General features: G+C 66.0%; 24 protein-coding genes and 1 tRNA gene. 22 read left to right on the top strand and 3 right to left on the bottom strand.

The genetic code is table 11. The features are described 5' to 3' along the window. Positions 1 to 99: 99 nt before the first annotated feature. The 13 genes from CAL11_RS22305 to CAL11_RS22245 all read left to right on the top strand — a co-directional run bounded on the left by CAL11_RS22305 (position 100) and on the right by CAL11_RS22245 (position 12,114). The gene (locus tag CAL11_RS22305; RefSeq protein ID WP_086094668.1) at positions 100 to 915 is read left to right on the top strand and encodes an enoyl-CoA hydratase/isomerase family protein; all 816 of its coding nucleotides are present in this window, start codon (positions 100 to 102) and stop codon (positions 913 to 915) included. A 14-nt stretch (positions 916 to 929) separates the two neighbouring features. Then, the gene (locus CAL11_RS22300) at positions 930 to 1,820 is read left to right on the top strand and encodes an NAD(P)-dependent oxidoreductase (RefSeq protein WP_086094304.1); all 891 of its coding nucleotides are present in this window, start codon (positions 930 to 932) and stop codon (positions 1,818 to 1,820) included. Positions 1,821 to 1,913: 93 nt separating this feature from the next. Continuing rightward, positions 1,914 to 3,122: an ABC transporter substrate-binding protein gene (locus tag CAL11_RS22295; protein WP_086094303.1), complete on the top strand. Its 1,209-nt coding sequence runs from the start codon at positions 1,914 to 1,916 to the stop codon at positions 3,120 to 3,122. 47 nt (positions 3,123 to 3,169) lie between these two features. After that, a complete protein-coding gene (locus CAL11_RS22290) occupies positions 3,170 to 4,033 on the top strand; it encodes a branched-chain amino acid ABC transporter permease (protein ID WP_033465415.1) in 864 nt (287 codons plus the stop codon). Then, positions 4,026 to 4,970 (top strand): branched-chain amino acid ABC transporter permease, encoded by a 945-nt coding sequence (locus CAL11_RS22285; RefSeq protein WP_086094302.1) that lies wholly within the window; start codon positions 4,026 to 4,028, stop codon positions 4,968 to 4,970. Before CAL11_RS22290 ends, CAL11_RS22285 begins: the two co-directional genes overlap by 8 nt. A gap of 8 nt (positions 4,971 to 4,978) precedes the next feature. Then, on the top strand, positions 4,979 to 5,713 hold the full coding sequence (locus CAL11_RS22280) for an ABC transporter ATP-binding protein (RefSeq protein WP_086094301.1): 735 nt from the start codon (positions 4,979 to 4,981) through the stop codon (positions 5,711 to 5,713). After that, a complete protein-coding gene (locus tag CAL11_RS22275) occupies positions 5,703 to 6,425 on the top strand; it encodes an ABC transporter ATP-binding protein (RefSeq protein ID WP_086094300.1) in 723 nt (240 codons plus the stop codon). Before CAL11_RS22280 ends, CAL11_RS22275 begins: the two co-directional genes overlap by 11 nt. Before the next feature lie 48 nt (positions 6,426 to 6,473). Next, positions 6,474 to 7,235 (top strand): SDR family NAD(P)-dependent oxidoreductase, encoded by a 762-nt coding sequence (locus tag CAL11_RS22270; RefSeq protein WP_086094667.1) that lies wholly within the window; start codon positions 6,474 to 6,476, stop codon positions 7,233 to 7,235. A gap of 17 nt (positions 7,236 to 7,252) precedes the next feature. Continuing rightward, the gene (locus CAL11_RS22265) at positions 7,253 to 7,543 is read left to right on the top strand and encodes a Dabb family protein (protein ID WP_033465263.1); all 291 of its coding nucleotides are present in this window, start codon (positions 7,253 to 7,255) and stop codon (positions 7,541 to 7,543) included. 97 nt (positions 7,544 to 7,640) lie between these two features. Further along, complete coding sequence (locus CAL11_RS22260) at positions 7,641 to 8,792, top strand: NADH:flavin oxidoreductase/NADH oxidase (RefSeq protein ID WP_086094299.1); 1,152 nt, start codon at positions 7,641 to 7,643, stop codon at positions 8,790 to 8,792. 251 nt (positions 8,793 to 9,043) lie between these two features. Beyond that, positions 9,044 to 9,799 (top strand): YdcF family protein, encoded by a 756-nt coding sequence (locus CAL11_RS22255; RefSeq protein ID WP_086094298.1) that lies wholly within the window; start codon positions 9,044 to 9,046, stop codon positions 9,797 to 9,799. Between the two features lie 335 nt (positions 9,800 to 10,134). Further along, positions 10,135 to 10,584, top strand: a complete 450-nt coding sequence (locus CAL11_RS22250) for a tripartite tricarboxylate transporter TctB family protein (RefSeq protein ID WP_068924670.1) — start codon at positions 10,135 to 10,137, stop codon at positions 10,582 to 10,584. A gap of 12 nt (positions 10,585 to 10,596) precedes the next feature. Next, the gene (locus CAL11_RS22245) at positions 10,597 to 12,114 is read left to right on the top strand and encodes a tripartite tricarboxylate transporter permease (protein WP_068924672.1); all 1,518 of its coding nucleotides are present in this window, start codon (positions 10,597 to 10,599) and stop codon (positions 12,112 to 12,114) included. A gap of 102 nt (positions 12,115 to 12,216) precedes the next feature. Here CAL11_RS22245 and CAL11_RS22240 read toward each other — a convergent pair whose 3' ends face one another. Beyond that, positions 12,217 to 13,590, bottom strand: coding sequence for a sensor histidine kinase (locus tag CAL11_RS22240; protein WP_086094297.1), 1,374 nt, complete (start codon positions 13,588 to 13,590; stop codon positions 12,217 to 12,219). Further along, complete coding sequence (locus tag CAL11_RS22235; RefSeq protein WP_068924676.1) at positions 13,587 to 14,300, bottom strand: response regulator transcription factor; 714 nt, start codon at positions 14,298 to 14,300, stop codon at positions 13,587 to 13,589. Before CAL11_RS22235 ends, CAL11_RS22240 begins: the two co-directional genes overlap by 4 nt. Positions 14,301 to 14,814: 514 nt before the next feature. Here CAL11_RS22235 and CAL11_RS22230 point away from each other — a divergent pair. Continuing rightward, positions 14,815 to 15,096, top strand: a complete 282-nt coding sequence (locus CAL11_RS22230; protein WP_033465243.1) for a DUF1778 domain-containing protein — start codon at positions 14,815 to 14,817, stop codon at positions 15,094 to 15,096. Next, positions 15,093 to 15,614 (top strand): GNAT family N-acetyltransferase, encoded by a 522-nt coding sequence (locus CAL11_RS22225; RefSeq protein ID WP_086094296.1) that lies wholly within the window; start codon positions 15,093 to 15,095, stop codon positions 15,612 to 15,614. The genes CAL11_RS22230 and CAL11_RS22225 overlap by 4 nt, the downstream gene beginning before the upstream one ends. A gap of 101 nt (positions 15,615 to 15,715) precedes the next feature. Here the strand turns inward: CAL11_RS22225 and CAL11_RS22220 are convergent. Then, positions 15,716 to 15,791: transfer RNA gene (locus CAL11_RS22220), tRNA-Phe, on the bottom strand. Positions 15,792 to 16,045: 254 nt separating this feature from the next. Between CAL11_RS22220 and hemA the strand changes: the two genes are divergently transcribed. From hemA to CAL11_RS22185, 7 genes are all read left to right on the top strand, one after another. Beyond that, on the top strand, positions 16,046 to 17,320 hold the full coding sequence (gene hemA / locus CAL11_RS22215; RefSeq protein WP_086094295.1) for a glutamyl-tRNA reductase: 1,275 nt from the start codon (positions 16,046 to 16,048) through the stop codon (positions 17,318 to 17,320). 86 nt (positions 17,321 to 17,406) lie between these two features. After that, positions 17,407 to 18,489, top strand: a complete 1,083-nt coding sequence (prfA, locus tag CAL11_RS22210; protein ID WP_086094294.1) for a peptide chain release factor 1 — start codon at positions 17,407 to 17,409, stop codon at positions 18,487 to 18,489. A gap of 10 nt (positions 18,490 to 18,499) precedes the next feature. Next, positions 18,500 to 19,312 (top strand): peptide chain release factor N(5)-glutamine methyltransferase, encoded by an 813-nt coding sequence (prmC, locus tag CAL11_RS22205; RefSeq protein ID WP_086094293.1) that lies wholly within the window; start codon positions 18,500 to 18,502, stop codon positions 19,310 to 19,312. A gap of 36 nt (positions 19,313 to 19,348) precedes the next feature. Continuing rightward, a complete protein-coding gene (grxD, locus tag CAL11_RS22200) occupies positions 19,349 to 19,675 on the top strand; it encodes a Grx4 family monothiol glutaredoxin (RefSeq protein WP_033465234.1) in 327 nt (108 codons plus the stop codon). Between the two features lie 4 nt (positions 19,676 to 19,679). Then, positions 19,680 to 20,240, top strand: a complete 561-nt coding sequence (locus tag CAL11_RS22195) for a UbiX family flavin prenyltransferase (protein WP_003807624.1) — start codon at positions 19,680 to 19,682, stop codon at positions 20,238 to 20,240. Between the two features lie 238 nt (positions 20,241 to 20,478). Then, entirely contained in the window at positions 20,479 to 21,471 is a 993-nt protein-coding gene (locus CAL11_RS22190; RefSeq protein WP_033465231.1) for a tripartite tricarboxylate transporter substrate binding protein, read from the top strand. A gap of 18 nt (positions 21,472 to 21,489) precedes the next feature. Beyond that, a complete protein-coding gene (locus CAL11_RS22185) occupies positions 21,490 to 22,485 on the top strand; it encodes an ABC transporter substrate-binding protein (protein ID WP_033465229.1) in 996 nt (331 codons plus the stop codon). Positions 22,486 to 22,492 lie beyond the last annotated feature (7 nt).

Here is a 22,492-nt window from a genome sequence, read left to right as displayed (position 1 = left end):
CCGCTTGTCGCAGGTTTTTCGACATGCCGGAGCCGCTGCCGCGACCCTGCGTCGTCGTGCCCGCGGGTTTGCCTGGCGGGGCCTCTTCTGGAGTTGGAAGTGACTGGAACCGAGCGCTATCAGAACTATCAGGTGATCGAATTCGACCGTCCCGCGCCGCGCGTGCTGCGCCTGACGCTGAACCGGCCCGAACGCATGAACGCACTGGATTCGCGCGGGCATGCGGAGCTGGCCGACGTATGGCGCGACATCGATGCGGATCCCGATGTCAGCGCCGTGGTGCTGCGCGGGGCCGGGCGCGCCTTTTCGGCGGGCGGCGATTTCAGCATGCTCGAGGAAATGAACGAGGACTTCAAGGTCCGGGCGCGCGTGTGGCGCGAGGCGCGCGATCTGGTCTACAACATCGTGAACTGTTCCAAGCCCATCGTCTCGGCCATCCGCGGCCCGGCGGTCGGCGCGGGCCTGGTCGCGGCCTTGCTGGCCGATATTCCGGTCGCGGCGAAGTCGGCCCGCATCGTCGACGGCCACACCAAGCTGGGCGTGGCCGCCGGCGACCATGCCGCCATCATCTGGCCGCTGCTGTGCGGCATGGCCAAGGCCAAGTACCACTTGATGCTGTGCGAACCGCTCAATGGCGAGCAGGCCGAGGCGCTGGGCCTGGTGTCCCTGTGCGTCGAGGATGACGCCCTGGACGACAAGGCGCTGGAGATCGCGCAACGGCTGGCGGCCGGCGCGCCGGCCGCGTTGCGCTGGACCAAGTACGCCTTGAACAACTGGCTGCGCCAGGCGGGCCCGATCTTCGATACCTCGCTGGCGCTCGAATTCATGGGCTTTGGCAGCCCGGAAGCGAAGGAGGGCGTCAGCGCCCTGATGGAGAAGCGCGCACCGGCGTTCGACCAGGACATCGCGATCTAGGGCGCCGACCGATCATGACACCAATCAAGACCGTGGCCTTCATCGGCGTTGGCAACATGGGCGCGCCCATGGCGCGTTGCGCGCGGCGCGCCGGCTTCGAACTGATCGTGTGCGACCGCAACCCGGATGTGCTTGCCGCGTTCGCCCGGGAGGGCGCCCGGGTGACGGCGTCGGTCTCGGACTGCGCGGTCGCCGACGCGGTCGTGGTGCTGCTGGCCAACGACGCCCAGATCATGGAAACCATGCTCGGCGAGCAGGGCCTGGCCGCAGCCGTGCCGGCGGGACACCGGCCGCTCGTCTGCATGATGAGCACCACCCTGCCCGACACGCTGCGCGCGCTCGAGGCGCCGCTGGCGGCCGCGGGCGCGCGCCTGATCGACGCGCCGGTCAGCGGGGGCATCGTCGGCGCCGAGGCCGGCACGCTCACCATCATGATGGGCGGCGAGGTGGCCGACGTCGAGGCGGTGCGGCCGTTGATGCAGGCCATGGGCGAGCGCCTCTTTCATTGCGGCGCGCTGGGCTCGGCCGAAGTCGTCAAGGTCATCAACAACATGCTGTGCGTGGCCAATATGTTCCTGACGGCCGAAGCCATCGAACTGGCCGAAAGCCACGGCGTGTCGTTCGAAAGCCTGGCGCCGATCCTGTCGGTCAGTACGGGCCTGAATTTCCTGACGGCCGATGCGTCCACCGCACGCGCGCAGTATGGCGCATGGGCGCGTTCCGAGCAGGCCTATGCGGCCATACACCGGATCGTCGGCAAGGACCTGCACCTGGCCCTGAAGCTGGCGCGGCAGGCCAGCCTCGACCTGGGCCTGCTTGCCAGCGTTTCGCAGTACGTGGACGCGGACGATCCGCAGGCCATGGCCCGCTGGATGCGCGGCGGGCGCGCGGCGAGGGCGGCATAAGGCGACACGCCATTGCCCGCCCCGCGGCGGTATGCCGGGCAGCCGGCAAGAGCCGGTGCAAACCGGCAACAACACCTACAACAAGGAGATACCATGAAGCAACTCAAACACGCGCTCGCGGCCGCTTCCCTGTCCGCGTTCGCCATGGCGGCGGGCAGTGCCCACGCGCAGGAATCCAAGACCCTCATTCTTGGCGTGTCGGCGCCGATGTCGGGCGCGGCGGCCACCTGGGGGCTGGGCCAGGAATGGACCGCCAAACAGGCAGCCAAGGAAATCAACGACGCCGGCGGCGTCAAGATCGGCGGCACCACCTATAAGTTCGAAGTGCGCGCCTACGACAACAAGTACAACGCCGCCGAAGGCACCAAGGTGGCGCAGAACATCGTCAATCGCGACAAGTCGCGCTATGTCGTTGGCAGCATCGGCACCGCGCCCATCCTGGCCCTGCAATCGCTGACCGAGCGCAACCACGTCATCCTGTTCACCTCTGCCTGGGGCAAGACGGTCAAGGGCCCGCAGAAGCCCTACACGCTGACGCAATCCAACACACCGTTCGAGATCCTCGCGCCACTCTACGACTACGTGAAGGCCAAGCATCCCGCCATCAAGACGGTGGCCATGCTCAATCCGAACGACGCCACCGGCAAGGAAACCGAACCCGTGGCGCAGAAGGCCTGGGAAAAACTCGGCGTCAAGGTCGTGTCCGTCAACTGGTACGAGCGCGGCACCACGCAATTCCAGCCCATCGCCCAGAAGCTGGCGGCGGTCAAGCCGGACGTGGTCGACCTGGGCGTGACGCCGCCGGCCGACGCGGGCGTGGTGTTCCGCGAGCTCAGCGTGCTGGGCTGGGACGGCGTCAAGGTCCAGCCGGTGGGCACGGGCGCGGCTCAGCTGGTCGAGATCGGCGGCAAGGCGGCCAATGGCGTGTACATGGGCTTTTCCGGCGACTACGAAGGCGCGCAGGCCACGGCCAAGCAGCGCGAGCTCAACGAAGGCATGAAGAAGGCCATCGGCGAGTCGCTCAATCCGTTGCAGCTGGCGCCCTACGACTCGGTCTACGCGCTCAAGGCCGGCATGGAGGCCGCCAACAGCATCGAACCCGCGGACATCGTCAAGGCCCTGCCCACGATCGTATTCGAGACCTCGTACGGCAAGACGGCGTTCGGCGGGGCGCAGACCTATGGCTCGCCCCAGCAGATGCTGATCCCGATCATGATCACCCAGATCCAGGACGGCAAGCTGGTCGAGGTCGAGCGGGTCGTGCCGCAAGAGCTGCAGCAACGCCTGGCGAAGTCGAACTGAATCGGCGGGGCCGGCACTGGAGGAGGGTGGAGAAGTTGGACGTCTACATGCAATTGACCATGAACAGTCTGCAGATCGCCGCGGCGTACATACTGTTCTCGTTGGGCCTGACGCTGATCTTCGGCGTCATGCGGATCGTGAACTTCGCGCACGGCGAGTTCTTCACCCTGCCTCTGCTGGTCATGGGCGTGCTGGTGCCGCTGCTGGTCGGCGCCCAGCTGCCGCTCATCGTGTCCTACGCGCTGAGCGGCGTGCTGGGCATCGCGGCGACCCTGCTGCTGGGCGGGCTCATCTACAAGTTCGCCCTCAAGCGCTTCCAGCGCGACATGACCGGCTCGTTCGTGGTGTCGGTCGGCCTCTCGCTGCTGCTGCAAGGAGTATTCCTGGAGACCTTCGGCGGCGTGCCCGCCAAGCTGCCCACGCTGGTCGAGGGCACGGTGAACATCCTGGGCGCGTTCGTCACCGTCCAGCGCCTCATCATCACCGGCTGCGCGCTGCTGGTGGCCGTGTTCATGTGCTGGGCGATCGTCTCCAGCCGGCTGGGCAAGGCCTTGCGCGCGGTGGCCGAGGACCACGAGGCCGCCATGCTCCAGGGCATTCCCTATCGCCGCATCGCGCTGGCCGGGTTCCTCATCGCGACCTTGCTCGCGGCGATCGCCGCGGTCCTGCTGTCGCCGGTCACGGTATCGAGCCCGATCATCGGCAACGATTACCTCATCCGCGGCTTCATCGCCATCGTGATCGGCGGCCTGGGCAGCATTCCCGGCGCCATCCTGGGCAGCGTCCTGATCGCGGTCATCGAGAGCCTGGGCGGGTACTACTTCGACCCCACCTGGGCCACCATCACGATGTTCGCCCTGACCATGTTTGTATTGCTCGTTCGTCCGAAGGGGATCCTGGGAAATGGCTAAACCGTTCTTCACGCCGGCCGCCGCCGCCATCGGCCTGGTGGCGCTGGCCGGCAGTCTGCTCCAGGGCGGCGGCCTGGCCGCCAGCCTGGTCCTGTGGCTGGCGATCAATGTGCTGATCACCGCCAGCTTCCGGTTCGTCACGCTCATCGGCGAACTCAACTTCGCGGTCGCCGGCTTCGTGGGCCTGGGGGCCTACATGGCCGGGGTGGCCGCGGTCCAGCTCGAATGGCCGTTCCTGCTGACCCTGGCGGCCAGCGCCGTGTTCGCCGGCCTGGTGAGCCTGGTGTTCGGCTACGTGACCCTGCGCGCCAAGGGGCCGTACTTCATGCTGATCAGCTTCGCCTTCACCGAAGTGATCCGCATGATCTACACCAAGACCGAGGCCGTGGGCGGCAGCTCCGGCATGATCGGCATCTTCGCGCCCGCCTACCTGGAGCCGTACTACCCGGCCTTCGTCATCGCCGTCGTGCTGGCCTTGCTGTGGATGCTCTGGCGCCTGGAGAAATCCGATTTCGGCAAAGTGCTGGTGGCCATCCGCAACAACGACGCCATCGTCGAGACCGTGGGCATCAACGTGCACCTGACCAAGGTGCTGTGCTTGGGCGTGTCGTCCCTGGTGGCCGGGATCGCCGGCGCCTTGCTGGCCTATGCCAACAACGTGATCAGCCCGGGCGACTTCGGTTTCCTGCTGGCCGTCTACGCGCTGGCGTACCTGAAGGTGGGCGGCGAGTCGCACATCCTGGGCGCGGTGGTCGGCGCGATCGTGCTGACCCTGCTGGGGCAGTTCGCGCTCAGCTTCGGACCCTACGAGCACATCTTCTACGGCGCGGCGATCGTCATCTCGGTGCTCCTGATGCCGGGCGGCCTGATCGGCCTGGGCCGGTACTTCAACAAGCGGCCGTCCAAGCTGGGCGCGGCGGCCAAGTCGCAGGCATAGGTGGCGCCATGGATGCTCAAGTTCTATTGAAAGTCGATGGCATGACGCGCCGCTTCGGCGGGCTGGTGGCCGTCAAGGATCTCAGCTTCGAGGTTCGCGAGGGCGAGATCCTGGGCCTGATCGGGCCCAACGGCGCCGGCAAGAGCACCACGTTCAACGTGGTCAGCGGGTACTACAGGCCCACCGGCGGGCGGCTCGCGTTCAAGGGGCGGGACATCACCGGCCAGGGGCCGGCGCGGATCTCGCGCCAGGGCCTGGTGCGCACCTTCCAGCACGACAGCCTGCTGCGCGAGATGACGGTGTACGACAACATCGTCGTCGGCACCTTCGCGATGCTGCGCCAGCAGTCCGAGCGCGACGCGCGGGTGCGCGAGACGGCCGCGCTCATGGGGCTGACCGAGGTGCTGGACGAAGTTGCCGGCAACCTGCCGCACGGCCTGCAGCGCCTGGTCAGCATCGCCATCGCCTTCGCGGCGCGCCCCAGCCTGCTGTGCCTGGACGAACCGTTGACCGGCCTGAACCAGACCGAGGTGATGGCGGTGCTGGCCATTTTCCGCCGCATGCGCGAGGAGCACGGCATCTCCATCCTGCTGGTCGAGCACAACATGAAGGCCGTCATGGATATCTGCGATCGCATCGTCGTGCTCGACTACGGCGTATTCCTCGCCACGGGGACGCCGCAGGAGATCCAGACCAACCCGGACGTGATCTCGGCCTACCTGGGGAAACGGCATGAAAAATAACGACTATGCGCTCGACGTCGAGGGGCTGTCGGTCAAGTACGGCATCGTGCCGGCGGTCAACGCCGCCAGCTTCGCGGTGCGCAAGGGCAGCATCGCCACGATCGTCGGCTCCAACGGCGCGGGAAAATCGACCATCATGAAGGCGCTGACCGGCCTGGTCGCGCCCGCCGCCGGCCGCGTGCGGCTCTACGGCGAAGACATCACCGGCCTGGCGCCCGACGCCCTGGTCGAACGCGGCCTGGTGCTGGTGCCGGAAGGCCGCCGCCTGTTCAAGGGCATGACGGTCGGCGAGAACCTCGAGATGGGCGCCTACCGCCAGAAGGACAAGCGCGCCATCCGGCACGGGATCGAGGGCGTGCTGGCGCGCTTTCCGGCGCTCAAGAGCCGCCTGGGCTCGCTTGCCGGCAGCCTGAGCGGCGGCCAGCAGCAGATGGTGGCGGTGGGACGGGCCATGATGGCCAGGCCCCGCCTGCTCCTGCTCGACGAACCCACCATCGGGCTGGCGCCGGCCATTGTCGACACCATCGCGCAGATTATCCAGGACATCGCCGCCGAGGGGGTGGACGTGATGCTGGTGGAGCAGAACGCCGAGATGGCGCTGGAGATCGCCACCCATGCCTTCATTCTTGAGCGCGGCGAGATCCAGCTGGAAGGCCCGGCCGCCGAGCTGGCCAGCAGCGAGGCCGTGCGCAAGGCCTACCTGGGAATCTGAGCGCCCGCCGTCATCCGGCGGCCTGAACCTTTATCGCGAGGGATGGACATGAATCGTCTGGAAGGGAAAGTCGTTTTCATCACGGGCGGCGGCGCCGGCATCGGCCGCGCCAGCGCGCTGTTGTTCGCCCGCGAGGGCGCCCAGGTCGTCGTCGCCGAGCGCGACGCGGACGCCGGCCGGCAGACCGTCGAACTGATCGCCGGGCAGGGCGGGCCGCGCGCCCTGTTCGTGCCGACCGATGTCACCGAGGCCGACAGCGTCGAGCAGGCGGTCGCGCGCACGCTGGCCGACTATGGTCGCTTCGACGTGCTCTACAACAACGCCGGCGGCTCCACCGTGCGGGACTCCCGCGTCACCGATACGCCGGTCGAGGAGTTCTGGGCCAAGATGAAGCTGGACCTGTTCGGCACCTGGCTGGGCTGCCGCTACGGCATCCAGGCGATGATCGACGCGGGCAATGGCGGATCGGTCATCAACAGCACGTCGATCTTTGCCTTGATCGGCACCCATGGCAAGGACGCCTACACCGCCGCCAAGGGCGCGGTAAGCGCGTTGACGCGCTCGATGGCGGTCGAGTACGCCCGGTATCGGATACGCGTGAACGCCGTGGCGCCCGGCGCGACGGCGACCGAGCGGGTGCTCAGGCTGCTCCAGGAGGATGGCGTCACGTCCAAATCGCTGGACGGCCAGCTGTTCGGGCTGGTGCAGCCCGAGGACATCGCCCATGCGGCGCTGTATCTCGCCAGCGATGAATCGAAGTCGACCACCGGCCATATCCTGGCGGTCGACGGCGGACTCACCATTTCCTGACCGGCCCCGCGGACAATATGTTTCGTCACATCGTCATGCTCGGCTTCAAGCAGCCGTTGACCACGCAGGATCACGACTACATGGTGCAGGCGTGCGCGGCGATACAGCGCGAGCTGCCCGGCGTGATCGATCTGCGGTTCGTCGTCAATGAGGCCGACCGCGGCCTCGCGTACACCCACGCCTTCGTGGGCGATTTCGTCGACGCAGGCGCGCACGAGCACTACCAGCGCGCCGCCATCCATGTCCCGCTCAAGCAGCGGGTCATGGCGCTGAGCAGCCACCTGGTCGTGCTCGATTGCCAACTCTGATGCCTGGCCGCGTTCGGCCTACACTTCCTGAGTCATCGTCACCATCGAAGGCGGCATGACTTCGAACCAATCCATCGCCTGAAAGGGACTGCAAGGCATGAACCAGGAAGCCGAGAACACCAAGCTGTTTGCCCCGTTGTCCTTGCGCGGCGTCGTGCTGCCCAACCGGGTGCTCATTTCGCCCATGAGCCAGTACTCCGCCGTCGACGGCGTAGTGCAGGATTGGCACCGCTACCACGTCGCCGGCATGGCGCGCGGCTACCCGGGCAGCGTGATGCTGGAAGTGGCGGCGGTAACGCGCGATGGGCGCGGCACGCCGGGCGACCTGGGCATCTGGAACGACGAGCAGATTGCCGGGCTGGCCGAGCTGGCGCGCATCATCGAGGCCCATGGCGTCGTGCCTGCCATCCAGATCGGCCATGCCGGCCGCAAGGCCAGCATGCAGCGGCCCTGGGAAGGCGGCCAGCCGCTGGCGCTGGATTCGCCCGACCAGGCCTGGCAGACCGTGGGCGCCTCGGCGCTGCCCATCCAGGATGGCTGGCCGGCGCCCCGGCAACTGGCGCCGCACGAACTGGCGAGCCTGGTCGACAGTTTCCGGGCCGCCGCGGCGCGGGCCGTGCAAGCCGGCTACCGCTTCGTCGAGGTCCATGCCGCGCATGGCTATCTGCTGCACGGCTTTCTGTCGCCGATCTCCAACCAGCGCGAAGACCAGTACGGCGGCTCGCTCGAAAACCGCATGCGCTTCCCGCTCGAAGTCGTCGCCGCCGTGCGCGCGGCGCTGCCGGACGAGGTGCCGCTGTCGGTGCGCATCTCGGCCGTGGATGGCATGGAGCACGGCTGGCAACTGGCCGACAGCATCGTATTCGCCCGCGAACTGAAGGCCCTGGGCGTGGACCTGGTCGATTGCTCCTCGGGCGGCATCCAGGGCTCGGCCACCGCCGGCAAGGGGCCGCAGGCCGTCAGGCGCGGCCCCGGCTTCCAGGTGCCGTTCGCCCACGCCGTCAGGCAACAGGCCGGCATCGCCACGATCGCCGTGGGCCTGATCGTCGAGCCGGCGCAGGCCGAGGCCATCCTCGAACGGGAGCAGGCCGACCTCATCGCCATCGGGCGCGAAGCCCTGCAAAACCCCAATTGGCCCTTGCACGCGCGCCAGGCCCTGGGCGCCGACCGCGACTACAGCGCCTGGCCGGCGCAATACGGCTGGTGGCTGCAGCGCCGGCCCAAGGTGGCCTGGGAAGAGGGCAGGTAGCCGAGACGGCAATGGTCCTTGCGGCCGGGCCGGTCGCGCTGATCCGGCGTGAGGGATGGCGGACCGGCCTGCACCAGGCGTGCCGCTGCGATCTCGGAATGTCGCCGCCAGGCTCAGGAAACCTCCTCGCCCGCCTCCTTCGATACCGCACGGTATATCGGCCGGCGCCATCCTACCAGCGGGGGCTGGCGTTGCGCCGCCGCATATCGTAGGGTTTCGGTCTGTCGCCTCGTTCAATGGAAGGGGTTCGGATGACGGTCCTGCTACTCATCGTATTGGTCTTGCTTGCCGCCGGTCTCGCCTGGCGCCAATGGCGTCGCGCCAGCAGAATGCTCTACGGCCTGTCGCTGGTGCTGTTCCTCGCGCTTGGTTGCGGTCCCATCGCCGCATGGCTGCTGGATGGCCTGCAATCGGACTACCAGGCAAAGCCGCCCATCGCATGGGGCCAGCGCAACGCCATCGTGCTGTTGGGCGCCGGCACGGAACAAGTCGCGGGCAGGATCGAGCCCGGCATTTTCTCCTATGCGCGCATCGTCGAGGCCGCGCGGCGCTACCACGATTGCAGGAAGGCAGCGGCACAGTGCAAGCTGATCGTGAGCGGTGGCGACGCCGCGTACCACGGCGACGCCGAAGCCAACGTCTACCGCGATCCGCTGGTTGCGCTGGGCGTGGATGCCGCCGATGTGCTGCCCGAGCCCGGCAGCATGAACACCTGGCAGAACGCCCAGTTCACCAGCGCCGTATTGCGGCGCTACGAAGCCGACCGCGTCGTGCTGGTGTCCTCGGGCATTCACCTCAGGCGCAGCGCGCTTTACTTCGCGCATTTCGGCGTTGCGGCCACGCCGGTGCGCGCCGATTACCTGCACGCGCGGCGGTCCGTGGTCCCGCTTTCGTACAACTTCGCCGTCGCGGATTTCGCGCTGCACGAATACCTGGGCATCGTGCGCTACCACGTCTACAACCTGCTGGGCTGGAATCCCGCGAGGACGCAACCCGGCCAGGCCTAGTGGCAGCATGCGCGTGGCGCATGCTGCCACGCGTCGGTATTCATTCACATCGGCCCTGCATCCAACGCGGGATGCCGATCGGCGTGGCTTCGCGTTGGCGCCGGCGCGCAGCGCATTCCGGTGTGGTCAAGGCAATGGCCCGCAGGATCACGCCGCATATCCAGCCCTCGGAATGCGCGGAGATTGGTGGCCGCGCATATGCAAGGCCTGGACATTACCAAAATGTCAGGAAAAGGTAACTTGACGCACGAGAGCCGCCTCAAGGACCATCTGCGGTCCCAGCTCTGCGCGTCCAGCCCGGAGCTGTATTCGACAATATCCAAGGAGACAATTGCATGCGTAGAGTCGACTACCGGGACTTGATCGGTGGCGGACTGGTCACGCTTGCCGGGGCCGCGGCGATGTACCACTCATTGACCGCATTCTCTGTCGGCACGGCTGCCCGCATGGGCCCTGGCTACTTTCCCGCCCTCGTAGGCGGCCTGTTGATGCTGTGCGGGATCATGATACTGATCCCCGCGCTGATGCGCGCCGGACCCATGCCCGTCCTCGAGATCAGGCCGCTGTTCTGGATCAGCCTTTCGGTGCTCGCCTTCGCGTTGCTGGTGCTTCCGTTCGGCCTGGTGCCCGCGATCATCGCGCAGAGCGTGCTCGCCGGCATCTCGGATTGCAAACTGTCCTGGAAGAATGCGCTGCTGCTCGCCGGGGGGCTTGCCGTCGGCGCGACCCTGATCTTCAAGGTAGGCCTGGGAGTCATCCTCCCGGCCTTCGCCTGGCCCTGGTAAGAGAAGATAGAGATGGAACTGTTTGACAACATCATGCTCGGTCTGTCGACCGCGCTCGCCTGGAACAATCTTCTCTGGTGCATCATCGGTGTTTCGCTCGGCACGTTGATCGGCGTGATCCCGGGCGTCGGGACTCTGGCGACGATGTCGCTGCTGTTTCCGATCACCTACGTCCTCGAACCCACCGCCGCGCTGATCATGCTGGCCGGCATCTGGTATGGCAGCACCTACGGCGGATCGACCGCCTCCATCCTGTTGAACCTTCCGGGAACGCCGGCCAACGCGGTGACGTGCCTGGATGGCTTTCCGATGGCCAAGCAGGGGCGGGGCGGTGTCGCGCTGCTGATGACGACAGTTGCCTCCTTCTATGGCGCCAGCGTCGGCATTGTCATGATGATGCTGTTCTCTCCGCTCGTCGCCGAGATCGCGTTCAAGTTCGGTCCCGCCGAGTACTTTTCGATCATGGCGCTTGGCCTGGTGGCGGCCTCCGTGGTGTCGTCCGGCTCCGCGATCAAGGGCATCACCATGGTCGTTGGCGGCGTGATGCTGGGCCTGGTCGGCACCGATGTCAACTCCGGCGTGGCGCGCTTCGATTTCGGATTTCCCGAACTCCAGGATGGCGTGCAGATCGTCGCGCTGGCCATGGGCCTGTTTGGCGTCACCGAGATCATCGCCAGCATCAACCATGTCAAGGCGGCCGATCGCAAGATCGACGTCTCGATGAAGGCCATGCTGCCGACCCGGGACGAGATCAAGCGTTCCTGGGGGCCGATGGCCCGCGGATCGGGCCTGGGATCGTTCTTCGGCGTGCTGCCCGGCGTGGGGCCCACCGTCGCGGCCTTCATGGCCTATGCGGTGGAAAAGCGGACCTCCAAGACGCCCGAGCGCTTCGGCCGCGGCGCGATCGAGGGCATCATGGGACCCGAGTCGGCCAACAACGCGTCGGACCAGGCATCCTTCATTCCGACGATGACGCTCGGGATTCCCGGCAGCGTGACGATGGCCTTGATCATTGGCGCGCTGATGATCCACGGTATCCAGCCCGGCCCGCAGATGCTGACCGAGCAGCCCGAGATGTTCTGGGGCCTGGTGATGAGCTTCTGGATCGGCAACATCGTCCTGGTGATCCTGAACGTGCCGATGATCGGCCTGTGGGTCCGCGTGTTGACGATTCCCTATCACGTCCTCTACCCGGCGATCGTGATGTTCATCTGCATCGGCACCTATGCGGTCAACAACAACGTCTTCGACGTCTACGCGGTTCTGGTGTTCGGCATCGCCGGCTACGTACTGCGGGTGCTCGGCTTCGAGCCCGCCCCGCTGCTGCTCGGCTACGTATTGGGCCCGATGCTGGAGGAGAACTTCCGGCGCGCCATGCTGCTCTCGCGGGGCAGCCTGCAGACCTTCATCGAGCGTCCGATCAGCATGTGGGTATTGCTCCTGACGGCGGTACTGCTGGTGTGGGGCATATGGGGCAGCCTGCGCCAGCGGCCTGCCGCGAGGCTGGCGCAATCCGCGGAATCGGCCTGATCCACGCCGGGAGGGCGCGATGAACGGCTGCCCGCAGCCGTTCATCGCGCCTTGCGCCGGGCTCGCATCCCGACGCGACGGCCGTGCGCGTATGCGCGAACCCTAGGGCTTGAACTTCGGATCGAGCGGCAGCGATACGACTATCCGCAATCCTGGCCGCGCATCCGCAAAATCAAGCGTGCCGAGGTGCAGGCCGACGATGCTTTTCACGCTGGTCAAACCCAGGCCATGGCCCTCCGAAGAGGGATCCGAGCGATAAAAATGCTTTCCCAGATGCTCGTATTCGGCGGGGTCGAGCCCGGCCCCATCGTCGGTGATGGTAACGAGCGCGGTGTGGCCCCGCCTGGCCACGTCGACCACGACGCGGCTGGCGGCGAATTTCACCGCATTGTCGATCAGGTTGGCCAGTGCGCTGGCAAGCAGGTTCGCGTCGCCATGCAGCGTAACGTTATCCAGCTTCGTGCGCAGCAGCGAAACGCCTTTCTCCTCCGCCAAGGTCTCGTACATTTCCATCACGTCCGCGACGATGACGTCAAGCTCGCAAGGCTTGAAGGAACGGCGCTGTATGCCGGCTTCCATCTCGGCAATCTGCAGGAGCTTTTCCAGCAGGACATTGAGGCGTTCGATGCTTTCGATGGCATGCTGGTTGGCCTCCAGCACTTCCGTCATGGACACGCCCGGCCGCTGCGCCGCTCGCAGCGCGCCGATGATGCGCGTCAACGGCGTTCGAAGGTTGTGCGCAATGGTATCGGATATGTGCCTGGCGCTTTTCATCAAAAGCTCGATCCGGTCCAGCATCGCGTTGACATCGCGGTTGAGCAAGGTGAACTCGTCTTCGCCTGTGGGCGCCGAGATGCGCTTGGAGAGCTGGCCCGCGCCAATCAGCTGCGTCGTCTGCCGGATATGGCTGACACGGTGCGCCAGCTCTCTCCTGAATATGTACGTCCCCAGCAGCACCAGCAGTACGGCCAGCAGAATTGCCGTGGCCGTCGCTTGCCCGATCAACGAGGTGATATCGCCTATCTCGCTCGAGTCATGCCCCACCACCAATGTTTCTCCGCCGGCCAGGGGCAGGACCTTCAAGTGTCCGTGCGTAGGCATGCCATCGTGGATGACGTCGGCCTCGTAGACGTCCGGACGCGTCGAGTTGAGTGGCAGGGACTCATCCAGGTTCCCGGCAATCTTCCTGCCGTGCTCATCGAGAAGCAGGTAGATCTCCCGGTCGGCATCGATCCGATCCGAAAGCGTCAGCTCGATCGCCGCTACAAGCGCATTGCGGCCGCCTTCTTCATATGCCACCTCCAGGCGTTGCGCGGTCGATGTTATTTGCCGCGTATATTCGGTACGCAAAGCGCCTATGAATTGAGTGTAGATGAATGCGCTCAATATCAAGGTGGTAAGAATCGCCAGCAATCCATAATTCAGCGTCAGGCGAAAGGATATCGAGTTCCACAGGCGCCTAGGAAAACAGGTCATTCTTTGCCAGGTTCCATGTTGTCGGAGCCCTGCTTGTCGGAAAGGGTATAGCCGGCGCCGCGTATGGTGTGGATCAGCGGTGTTGCGCAGGCGGCGTCTATCTTGCGGCGCAGCCGGCTGACCTGGACATCGATCACGTTCGACTGGGGGTCGAAGCTGTAGCCCCAGATTGTTTCGAGCAACATCGTTCGCGTCACGATCCGGTGAGCATGAAGCATGAGATAAACCAGCAAGCGGAACTCTTGCGGCTGCAGGGATATCGGCACTCCGGCGCGTTGCACCTTCTGCGTGGCGATATTGACCGACAGATCCGCGATCCGCAGTTCCTTGACGTCCGGATCGGGACGCGTACGCCGGACCAGGGCGTCCAGCCTGGCCACCAGCTCGGAAAAGGAGAACGGCTTGACCAGGTAGTCGTCGCCGCCGGCTCTCAAGCCGTCGACCCGGTCGTCAACGGCCGACAGCGCGCTGAGCACCAGGACTGGCGTTTTCTTGCCCAGCGCTCGCAGCGTGGACAGTATTGAAAGGCCGTCCACATTGTTGGGCAGCATCCGATCGAGGATGATGATGTCCCATTGGTCCTTCATGGCATTATCCAGGCCGCTCGCCCCATCCCCGCTGACGGTGACCATGTGCCCCAGCTCCCTCAGGCCATTGGCAAGATAGCGGGCGTTGGCTTGGTCATCCTCAATAAGCAGGCACTGCCACATATGCGTTTCCAGGTGAGATAAACGGGGAGCGGGCGCCCCCTCGGCGCCAGGCGGAATCACGTCCCGGGCTTCCTGCCCTTGCCATGCCGCCATCGAAGCCGACGACCGTATCATCCCATGCAAGCCGGCTCAAGACGGCAGCGCCGCGACGATCATGTTTGCACGCCTGGCCAGGACAGGCCTGGACGGCGCAGGTGCGCGGCAGCGTGGCCTCTCGTGCGGTGCCTGCCGGCCGCTTCATGAACAAACGGTAATGAAAATGTAATGTTCCCGGGCCGGTTTGGCCTGGCTGGGTTGTGTCCGGCTGACGGTACGCGCACGGTTCCAGGCAACCCATGCTGTGCAAATCAAGAGCCCCAATGAAGAAGTCTCCGCCCATTTCGCCAAACGCCGCGCCGCCGCCCTGCGCAAGGCCGAGGGCTAGGTGTGAAGGTCGAGCGGTCAGCGTGTGCGATGGCCTTTTTTTGTACTCCATTCGGAAGTACAATAACACCTAATTCCCGAGGGCTTCCCTATGTCCAGTACAGCTGAAGTAAAAGATGAACGGCTCCAGGTGCGTCTGAACGCTGAGGCCAAGACCGTGCTTCAACGCGCGGCCAGCTACCGTCATAAAACGGTGAGCCAGTTCGTGCTGACCACTGCGTTGGCCGAAGCCGAAAAGGTCATTCGCGAGAATGAAGCCGTATCCCTGTCGGCCGCAGACTGGAAGGTGTTTTATGACGCCTTGAGTGCCCCCCCTGCGCCCAACGCCGCGCTGCGCAAGGCGTTTGCCAAGTATCAAAAGGCTGCTGGATGACGGCCGTGCCATTGGCATGGCTGGTTTCGGCGTTTGATGGCAAGGCGCATGACCGTACTGCGTTCTCGTGCGGTTTTCCCGAGCTTGACCGCTATCTTCGAGAACACGCCTCACAGGACATCAAGCGAGATATTGCCCGTGTCTTTGTGGCTGTGCGGCCCGCAACCACTACGGTCTGCGGTTATTACAGTCTGAGCGCCACCAGCTTCCAGCGTGATGAGCTGCCAGCGGAGCAGGCCAGGAAGCTGCCGCGCTATCCCGTTCCCGCTGTCCTGCTTGGTCGCTTGGCTGTTGATCGCGATGCACAGGGATCGGGCTTGGGCGAATTCCTGTTGATGGATGCCATGCACCGCACGCTGCTCGCTACGCAGGTGATGGCCGTCTACGCCATGGTTGTGGATGCGAAAGACGCTTCTGCTGCCAAGTTCTATCGCAAATACGGGTTTATTGCCTTTCCGAACAACGCACAGAGGTTGTTCCTGCCTATGGAGACGATACGCCAGTTGCAGGAGTCTTAACTCGTCATGCAGGAGCGCGGAGATCTTCGGCTAAAGTCAGGCTGCCCAAGCCCCGACGCACAAATGAAAATGCCCAGCGCAAGCGCTGGGCATCGAATTCTTGGTGGCCTGGGGCGGAATCGAACCACCGACACAAGGATTTTCAATCCTCTGCTCTACCGACTGAGCTACCAGGCCAACGAAGTCCGCAACTATACACAATTTTTCGAGTCCGTGCACGCGCGGCGCCCACTTGTGTGAAAAATGCCGCGCACTTGCGCAGCGATTGCGCAAAAGGGCGCGCCCGGGATGCCGTGGCGGAGCCGCCGCGGCCGGCGCGCCGGCCGCAGGGGTATAGGGGGCCGGGCGGGGGGGACGGGGTATAATCCTTGGCGGTCGCTGTTACAAAATTAGCAGCTTTGCGCCGGGCGTTCGCCCCCCCCCAGCCTTTCATGTCAGTCGCCGTTCTTGCCTTCGGTCTGAATCACACCTCCGCGCCGGTCTCGGTGCGCGAGCGCGTTTCCATGCCCGTGGACTTGGTCAAGCCCGCGCTGGAAGGCCTGCGCGCGACGTTTGGCGGCGCGGTGCGCGAGGCGGCGATCCTGTCGACCTGTAATCGCACCGAACTCTACTGCGCGGCCGAGGGCCAGGTGGCCGAGCATCTGCCGGCCTGGCTGGCCGAGCACAACCGGCTGGAAGCCGCGGCCTTGCGCCCGCACCTGTACCGCCACCAGCACGACGACGCGGTGCGCCATGCGTTCCGCGTGGCCAGCGGCCTGGATTCCATGGTGCTGGGCGAGCCGCAGATCCTGGGCCAGATGAAGGACGCGGTGCGCGCGGCCAACGAGGCCGGCGCGCTGGGCACGCTGCTGCATCAATTGTTCCAGCGCACTTTCTCGGTGGCCAAGGAAGTGCGTTCGCAAACCGCCATCGGCGCGCATTCGGTGTCGATGGCCGCCGCCGCGGTGCGGCTGGCCGAGCGCGTGTTCGGTCAGCTGGAAGACGCGCGCACGCTGTTCATCGGCGCCGGCGAGATGATCGAACTGTGCGCCACGCACTTCGCGGCCCAGCGTCCGCGCAGCATGGTGGTGGCCAATCGCACCATCGAGCGCGCCGAGACCCTGGCGGGCCGCTTCTCGGCCCAGACCATGAAGCTGGCCGACCTGACCGAACGGCTGGCCGAGTTCGACGTCATCGTTTCCTGTACGGCCAGTTCCCTGCCCATCCTGGGGCTGGGCATGGTCGAGCGCGCCACGCGCCAGCGCCGGCATCGCCCCATGGTGATGATCGACCTGGCGGTGCCGCGCGACATCGAGCCCGAGGTGGGGCGCCTGGACGACGTGTATCTGTATTCGGTGGACGACCTGGGCCGGCTGGTGCAAAGCGGCACCGACGCGCGCCGCGCGGCGGTGGTGCAGGCCGAGGCCATCATCGAGACGCGCGTGCAGGGCTTCATGCACTGGATGCAGTCGCGCGAAGTCGTGCCCGTGATCCGCGACCTGCACCAGGCCGCCGACGACGTGCGGGCCGCCGAGCTCGAACGCGCGCGCCGCATGCTGGCGCGCGGCGAGTCGCCCGAGGCGGTGCTGGAGCAATTGGCGCACGGGCTGACGCAGAAGTATCTGCATGGCCCGCTGGCCGCGCTCAACCGCAGCGAGGGCGACGAGCGCCGCCAGCTGCTGGCCTGGATGCCGCGCCTGTTTCCCGGCCGCGATTCCCGCCGTTAGCTGCGCGCGCCAGACCCCGCCCTTCGCGGCGGGCGTTCGTGCGCCGGGCGTCCGCTTGTGTCCATTTTTCCTGATACCGAACGCCCATGAAACCGTCCATGCGCAGCCGACTCGAGCAGTTGGCCCACCGTCTCATCGAAGTCGACGCCTTGCTGGCCGAGCCGGAAACGGCGGCCGACATGGACCGCTTTCGCAAGCTGTCGCGCGAGCGCGCCGAGCTGGAGCCAGTCGTGGAGGCATTCAATGCATTCCTGGGCGTCGAGGCCGATGTGGCCACCGCGCAGGAGATGCTGTCCGATCCCGACATGAAGGCCATGGCCGAGGACGAGATCAAGACCGGCCGTGCGCGCATCGAGGAGATGGAGGCGGCGCTGCAGTTGCTGCTGCTGCCGCGCGATCCCGACGATGGGCGCAGCCTGTTCCTGGAAATCCGCGCCGGCACGGGCGGCGACGAAAGCGCGCTGTTCTCCGGGGATCTGCTGCGCATGTATAGCCGCTATGCGGAAGCGCGCGGTTGGCGCGTGGAGATCATGTCGGAAAGCGAGTCGGAGCTAGGCGGCTACAAGGAAGTGATCGCGCGTATCGACGGCGACGGCGCCTACGGCCGGCTGAAGTTCGAGTCCGGCGCGCACCGCGTGCAGCGCGTGCCGGCCACCGAGGCGCAGGGCCGCATCCATACGTCGGCCTGCACGGTGGCGGTGATGCCCGAGGCCGACGCGATGTCCGACATCGTGATCAACCCCAACGACCTGCGTATCGATACATTCCGCGCCAGCGGGGCGGGCGGACAGCACATCAACAAGACCGATTCGGCGGTGCGCATCACGCACGTGCCGACCGGCCTGGTGGTGGAGTGCCAGGACGACCGCTCGCAGCACCGCAACAAGGACAAGGCCATGCAGGTGCTGGCCGCGCGCCTGAAGGACAAGGAAATGCGCGAGCGCCAGAGCAAGGAAGCCGCCGAACGCAAGAGCCTGATCGGCTCGGGCGACCGCTCCGAGCGCATCCGCACCTATAACTATCCGCAGGGCCGCGTGACCGACCATCGCATCAACCTGACGCTGTACAAGCTGCAGCAGATCATGGAAGGCGACCTGGACGAGCTGACCGGCGCGCTGCTGGCCGAGCACCAGGCCGAGCAACTGGCGGCGCTGGGCAACGATCTGTGACGCACGGGCGATGACCTTGCTCAAGGACCTGCTGGCCGATCCCGGCCTGCCCCGCCTGGAGGCGCGCATGCTCGCCGAGCACGTGCTGGGCCGTTCGCGCGCCTGGCTGCTGGCGCACGATACCGACCCGGTCGAGCCCGCGCACGAGGCGGCCTGGCGGCGGCTGGCGGCGCGCCGCATGGCGGGCGAGCCCATGGCCTATCTGCTGGGCGGACGCGAGTTCATGGGGCACTGGTTCGCGCTGACGCCGGATGTGCTGATTCCGCGCCCGGATACCGAACTGCTGGTCGAGACGGCGCTGCAGTGGCTGCAGGGCCGCGCCGCGCCCCGCGTGCTGGACCTGGGCACCGGCAGCGGCGCCATCGCCGTGTCGGTGGCGTTGGGCTGCCCGCAGGCCGAGGTGACGGCCACCGACCTGAGCGCGGCCGCCCTGGCGGTGGCCGAGGGCAATGCGCGGCGGCTGGGCGCGCGGGTGCGCTGCCTGGGGGGCGACTGGTACGAGGCCTTGCCGGCGCGGGAGCGCTACGACCTGATCGTCTCCAATCCCCCCTATATCGCGCGCGAGGACGCGCATCTGGCGCAGGGCGACCTGCGCTTCGAGCCGCGCGGCGCGCTGACCGACGAAAACGACGGCCTGGCGGCGCTGGCCCGCATCGCCGGCGGGGCGCCCGGGCGCCTTGCGCCCGGCGGCGCCATCTGGATGGAACATGGCTGGGACCAGGCCGAGGCGGCGCGGGCGCTGCTGCGCCAGGCCGGGCTGCGCGAGGTGCACAGCCGGCGCGATCTGGCCGGGATCGAGCGGATTTCCGGCGGATACCTATAATTGAGCTGTTGAGCTACTTCCCTTTGCGAGCCCCCTATGAGCGACGTGCAAGAATTCATCCGCGAAACCGTGACGCAGCACCCCGTGGTGCTGTTCATGAAGGGCACCGCCCAGTTTCCGCAATGCGGCTTTTCGGGCCGCGCGATCCAGATCCTGAAAGGCTGCGGCGTCAAGAAGCTGGTGACCGTCAATGTGCTGGAAGACGACGAAGTCCGCCAGGGCATCAAGACGTTTTCCAACTGGCCGACGATTCCGCAGCTGTACGTTGGCGGCGAGTTCGTCGGCGGTTCGGACATCATGTCCGAGATGAACGAAAGCGGCGAGCTCAAGCAGCTGCTCGATGACTCCGGCGCGACGGCCTGAGTCCATGCGGCGGCTGGTCGTCGGCATCACGGGCGCCACCGGCGCCATCTACGCCGTGCGCCTGCTGCAGGCGCTGCGCGGCGTGTCCGACGTCGAGTCGCACTTGATCGTGTCGGCCTCGGGCGTGCTCAATATCAAGCACGAACTGGATGTGGGCCGGCACGATGTCCAGGCGCTGGCCGACCACGTCCACAGCGTGCGCGATGTCGGCGCCACGCTGGCCAGCGGCGCGTTCCAGACCGCCGGCATGGTGATCGTGCCATGTTCGATGCGCACGCTGGCGGCCGTGGCGCACGGCCTGTCCGATAACCTCATCACCCGCGCCGCCGACGTCACGCTCAAGGAGCGCCGCCGGCTGGTCATGATGGTGCGCGAAACGCCGTTCAACCTGGCTCACCTGCGCAACATGACCGCCGTCACCGAAATGGGCGGCATCATCTTCCCGCCGCTGCCCGCGTTCTACCACCGCCCGGCCTCCATCGAAGAGATGGTCGACCACACCGTGGCGCGCGTGCTCGAACTGTTCGACATCGAAGTGCCGGGCCCGCACTGGGCCGGCATGTAGCGCGCCCGCTTCCGCCCGCCTGTATCGAAGCCTGTCCCGTGGGGGCAGGCTTGCTTGCGTCCGGGCGCGCGAAGCCGCGGCAGGGAATCCCCCGATATTGACACCGGACAATTATTCAGTACTATGCGCAATTAACTCAGTGTACTGAGTAGAAGCATAGAAGCACCTGGCTGTTTGTTGTTCCGATCAAGATCCAGTCGCCCGCATTCTGCGGGCGGCGGCCACAAGGGGAATACAGATGCAACGCCGTCGTTTTCTAGCCAAAGTCGCCCACATCGCCGCCGCCGTTGGCGTCAGCGCCTGTGCCGCGACCAGTTCCTTCGCCGCCACCGGCGACTTCCCGAACAAGCCGCTCGACATCATCGTCACCTTTCCGCCTGGCGGGGGGACCGACATGCTGGCGCGCCTGATCGGCAACTATCTCACCGAGAGCCTGGGGCAGACCGCCGTGGTCGAGAACCGGCCGGGCGCCAGCGGCAACGTGGGCGCGCGCCTGGTGGCCGACCGTGCGCCGGACGGCTACTCGCTGCTGATGGTCAACAGCTCGTTCGCCGTCAACCCGGGCGTGTTCCGCAACCTGCCGTTCGACCCGAAGAAGGACTTCGCCGCCGTCATCAACGTGGCGTATGTGCCGTCGGTGTTCGTGGTGCCGGCCGGTTCCAAGTACAAGACGCTGGGCGAGCTGATGGCCGCGGCCAAGCAGACCAACACCCAGGTCACCTACGGCTCGTGCGGCAACGGCACGCCGCAGCACCTGGCCGGCGAGCTGTTGAACGTCAGCGCCAAGACGCACATGGTGCACGTGCCGTACAAGGGCTGCGGGCCGGCGCTCAATGATGTGCTGGGCAGCCAGATCGGCCTGGCCGTGGTGACCGCCTCGAGCGCGATTCCCTTCATCAAGGCAGGCAAGCTGCAGGCCCTGGCGGTGACGTCCAAGGACCGTTCGGCGCTGCTGCCCGAGGTGCCCACGGTGGCCGAGCAGGGCGTGGCCGGGTACGAACTGAACCAGTGGCACGGCCTGCTGGTGCCGGGCGCCACGCCGATGGCGGTGCGCCAGAAGCTGTATGACGGCATCGCCAAGGTGATGAAACGCGATGACGTGCAGAAGAAACTGGCCGACCTGGGCTATAGCACCGCCAGCGACGGCCCGGAAGTGTTCCAGAAAATGGTGGAAACCGATATCGACCGCTTTTCGGCGCTGACCAAGCAGATCGGCCTGAAAGTGGACTGACCCCTGGGAGATGCAAGCATGAGCAGCAAACTGAAGATCAGCCTGTCCTGCGGCGACTACGATCGCACGCGCGCCTTGTTCGACGGGCGTGCGCCCATCGAGGGCTGCGAGGTCACGGCCGTGCCGCTGGAGCCGGAGGAGGCGTTCCATCGGGCCTTCCGCTACCACGAGTACGACGTCACCGAGATCTCGATGAGCAGTCACATGATGACCACGGCTCGCGGCGACAACGAGTACATCGCGATTCCGGCGTTTCTGTCGCGCGTGTTCCGCCATTCGGGAATCTATGTGCGCACGGACCGCGGCATCGACACGCCGCAGGACCTGCGCGGCAAGACCATCGGCGTGCCCGAGTACCAGATCACCGCCAACGTGTGGATCCGCGGCATCCTGGAAGATGCCTATGGCGTCAAGCCGCAGGACATCAAGTGGCGGCGCGGCGGCATCGAAGAGCCGGGCCGCGGCGAGCGGGCGCCGATCGAGCTGCCCGACGGCATCGACCTGCAGCAGATTCCCGATGACAAGACGCTGTCTGACATGCTGGAGGCGGGCGAGATCGACGGCTACATCGGCGCGCGGGCCCCGTCGTGCTTTCTGCGCGGCGCGCCCAACGTGGGGCGGCTGTTCAACGATTACCTGAAGACCGAGCAGGACTACTTCCGCGAGACGCGCATCTTCCCCATCATGCACATGGTGGGTATTCGCAGGTCCCTGGTCGAGCAGAACCCCTGGCTGCCGGTAAGCGTCTACAAGGCCTTCATCAAGGCCAAGATGCTGGCGGTCAAGGAGCTCAACGAGATCTGCCACCTGGCGGTGACGCTGCCGTGGATGGTGCATCACTACAACGCGGCGCGCGAACTGATGGGCGACGATTACTGGCCGTACGGGCTGGATGCCAATCGCCATGTGATAGAGACCTTCGCGCGCTATCACTACGGCCAGGGCCTGTCGCGCCGCCTGGTCAAGCCCGAGGAGCTGTTCGCGGCATCTTCGCTGGACTTGTCCAAGATCTGAGGGGCCG

The sequence above is a fragment of the Bordetella genomosp. 6 genome (assembly GCF_002119705.1).
Lineage (GTDB): Bacteria > Pseudomonadota > Gammaproteobacteria > Burkholderiales > Burkholderiaceae_B > Bordetella > Bordetella bronchiseptica_F.
The sequence above is the reverse complement of the archived record's forward strand: the minus strand, read 5'-3'. Positions and strand labels throughout refer to the sequence as shown.

Coding starts and splice junctions, on each gene's coding strand:
- prmC (WP_086094293.1), top strand. CDS start 18,500: ATGACCTTGCTCAAGGACCTGCTGGCCGATCCCGGCCTGCCCCGCCTG.
- CAL11_RS22230 (WP_033465243.1), top strand. CDS start 14,815: ATGTCCAGTACAGCTGAAGTAAAAGATGAACGGCTCCAGGTGCGTCTG.
- CAL11_RS22250 (WP_068924670.1), top strand. CDS start 10,135: ATGCGTAGAGTCGACTACCGGGACTTGATCGGTGGCGGACTGGTCACG.
- CAL11_RS22260 (WP_086094299.1), top strand. CDS start 7,641: ATGAACCAGGAAGCCGAGAACACCAAGCTGTTTGCCCCGTTGTCCTTG.
- prfA (WP_086094294.1), top strand. CDS start 17,407: ATGAAACCGTCCATGCGCAGCCGACTCGAGCAGTTGGCCCACCGTCTC.
- CAL11_RS22290 (WP_033465415.1), top strand. CDS start 3,170: ATGCAATTGACCATGAACAGTCTGCAGATCGCCGCGGCGTACATACTG.
- CAL11_RS22270 (WP_086094667.1), top strand. CDS start 6,474: ATGAATCGTCTGGAAGGGAAAGTCGTTTTCATCACGGGCGGCGGCGCC.
- grxD (WP_033465234.1), top strand. CDS start 19,349: ATGAGCGACGTGCAAGAATTCATCCGCGAAACCGTGACGCAGCACCCC.
- CAL11_RS22275 (WP_086094300.1), top strand. CDS start 5,703: ATGAAAAATAACGACTATGCGCTCGACGTCGAGGGGCTGTCGGTCAAG.
- CAL11_RS22195 (WP_003807624.1), top strand. CDS start 19,680: ATGCGGCGGCTGGTCGTCGGCATCACGGGCGCCACCGGCGCCATCTAC.
- CAL11_RS22295 (WP_086094303.1), top strand. CDS start 1,914: ATGAAGCAACTCAAACACGCGCTCGCGGCCGCTTCCCTGTCCGCGTTC.
- hemA (WP_086094295.1), top strand. CDS start 16,046: ATGTCAGTCGCCGTTCTTGCCTTCGGTCTGAATCACACCTCCGCGCCG.
- CAL11_RS22225 (WP_086094296.1), top strand. CDS start 15,093: ATGACGGCCGTGCCATTGGCATGGCTGGTTTCGGCGTTTGATGGCAAG.
- CAL11_RS22185 (WP_033465229.1), top strand. CDS start 21,490: ATGAGCAGCAAACTGAAGATCAGCCTGTCCTGCGGCGACTACGATCGC.
- CAL11_RS22255 (WP_086094298.1), top strand. CDS start 9,044: ATGACGGTCCTGCTACTCATCGTATTGGTCTTGCTTGCCGCCGGTCTC.
- CAL11_RS22190 (WP_033465231.1), top strand. CDS start 20,479: ATGCAACGCCGTCGTTTTCTAGCCAAAGTCGCCCACATCGCCGCCGCC.
- CAL11_RS22235 (WP_068924676.1), bottom strand. CDS start 14,300: ATGTGGCAGTGCCTGCTTATTGAGGATGACCAAGCCAACGCCCGCTAT.
- CAL11_RS22300 (WP_086094304.1), top strand. CDS start 930: ATGACACCAATCAAGACCGTGGCCTTCATCGGCGTTGGCAACATGGGC.
- CAL11_RS22245 (WP_068924672.1), top strand. CDS start 10,597: ATGGAACTGTTTGACAACATCATGCTCGGTCTGTCGACCGCGCTCGCC.
- CAL11_RS22285 (WP_086094302.1), top strand. CDS start 4,026: ATGGCTAAACCGTTCTTCACGCCGGCCGCCGCCGCCATCGGCCTGGTG.
- CAL11_RS22280 (WP_086094301.1), top strand. CDS start 4,979: ATGGATGCTCAAGTTCTATTGAAAGTCGATGGCATGACGCGCCGCTTC.
- CAL11_RS22240 (WP_086094297.1), bottom strand. CDS start 13,590: ATGACCTGTTTTCCTAGGCGCCTGTGGAACTCGATATCCTTTCGCCTG.
- CAL11_RS22265 (WP_033465263.1), top strand. CDS start 7,253: ATGTTTCGTCACATCGTCATGCTCGGCTTCAAGCAGCCGTTGACCACG.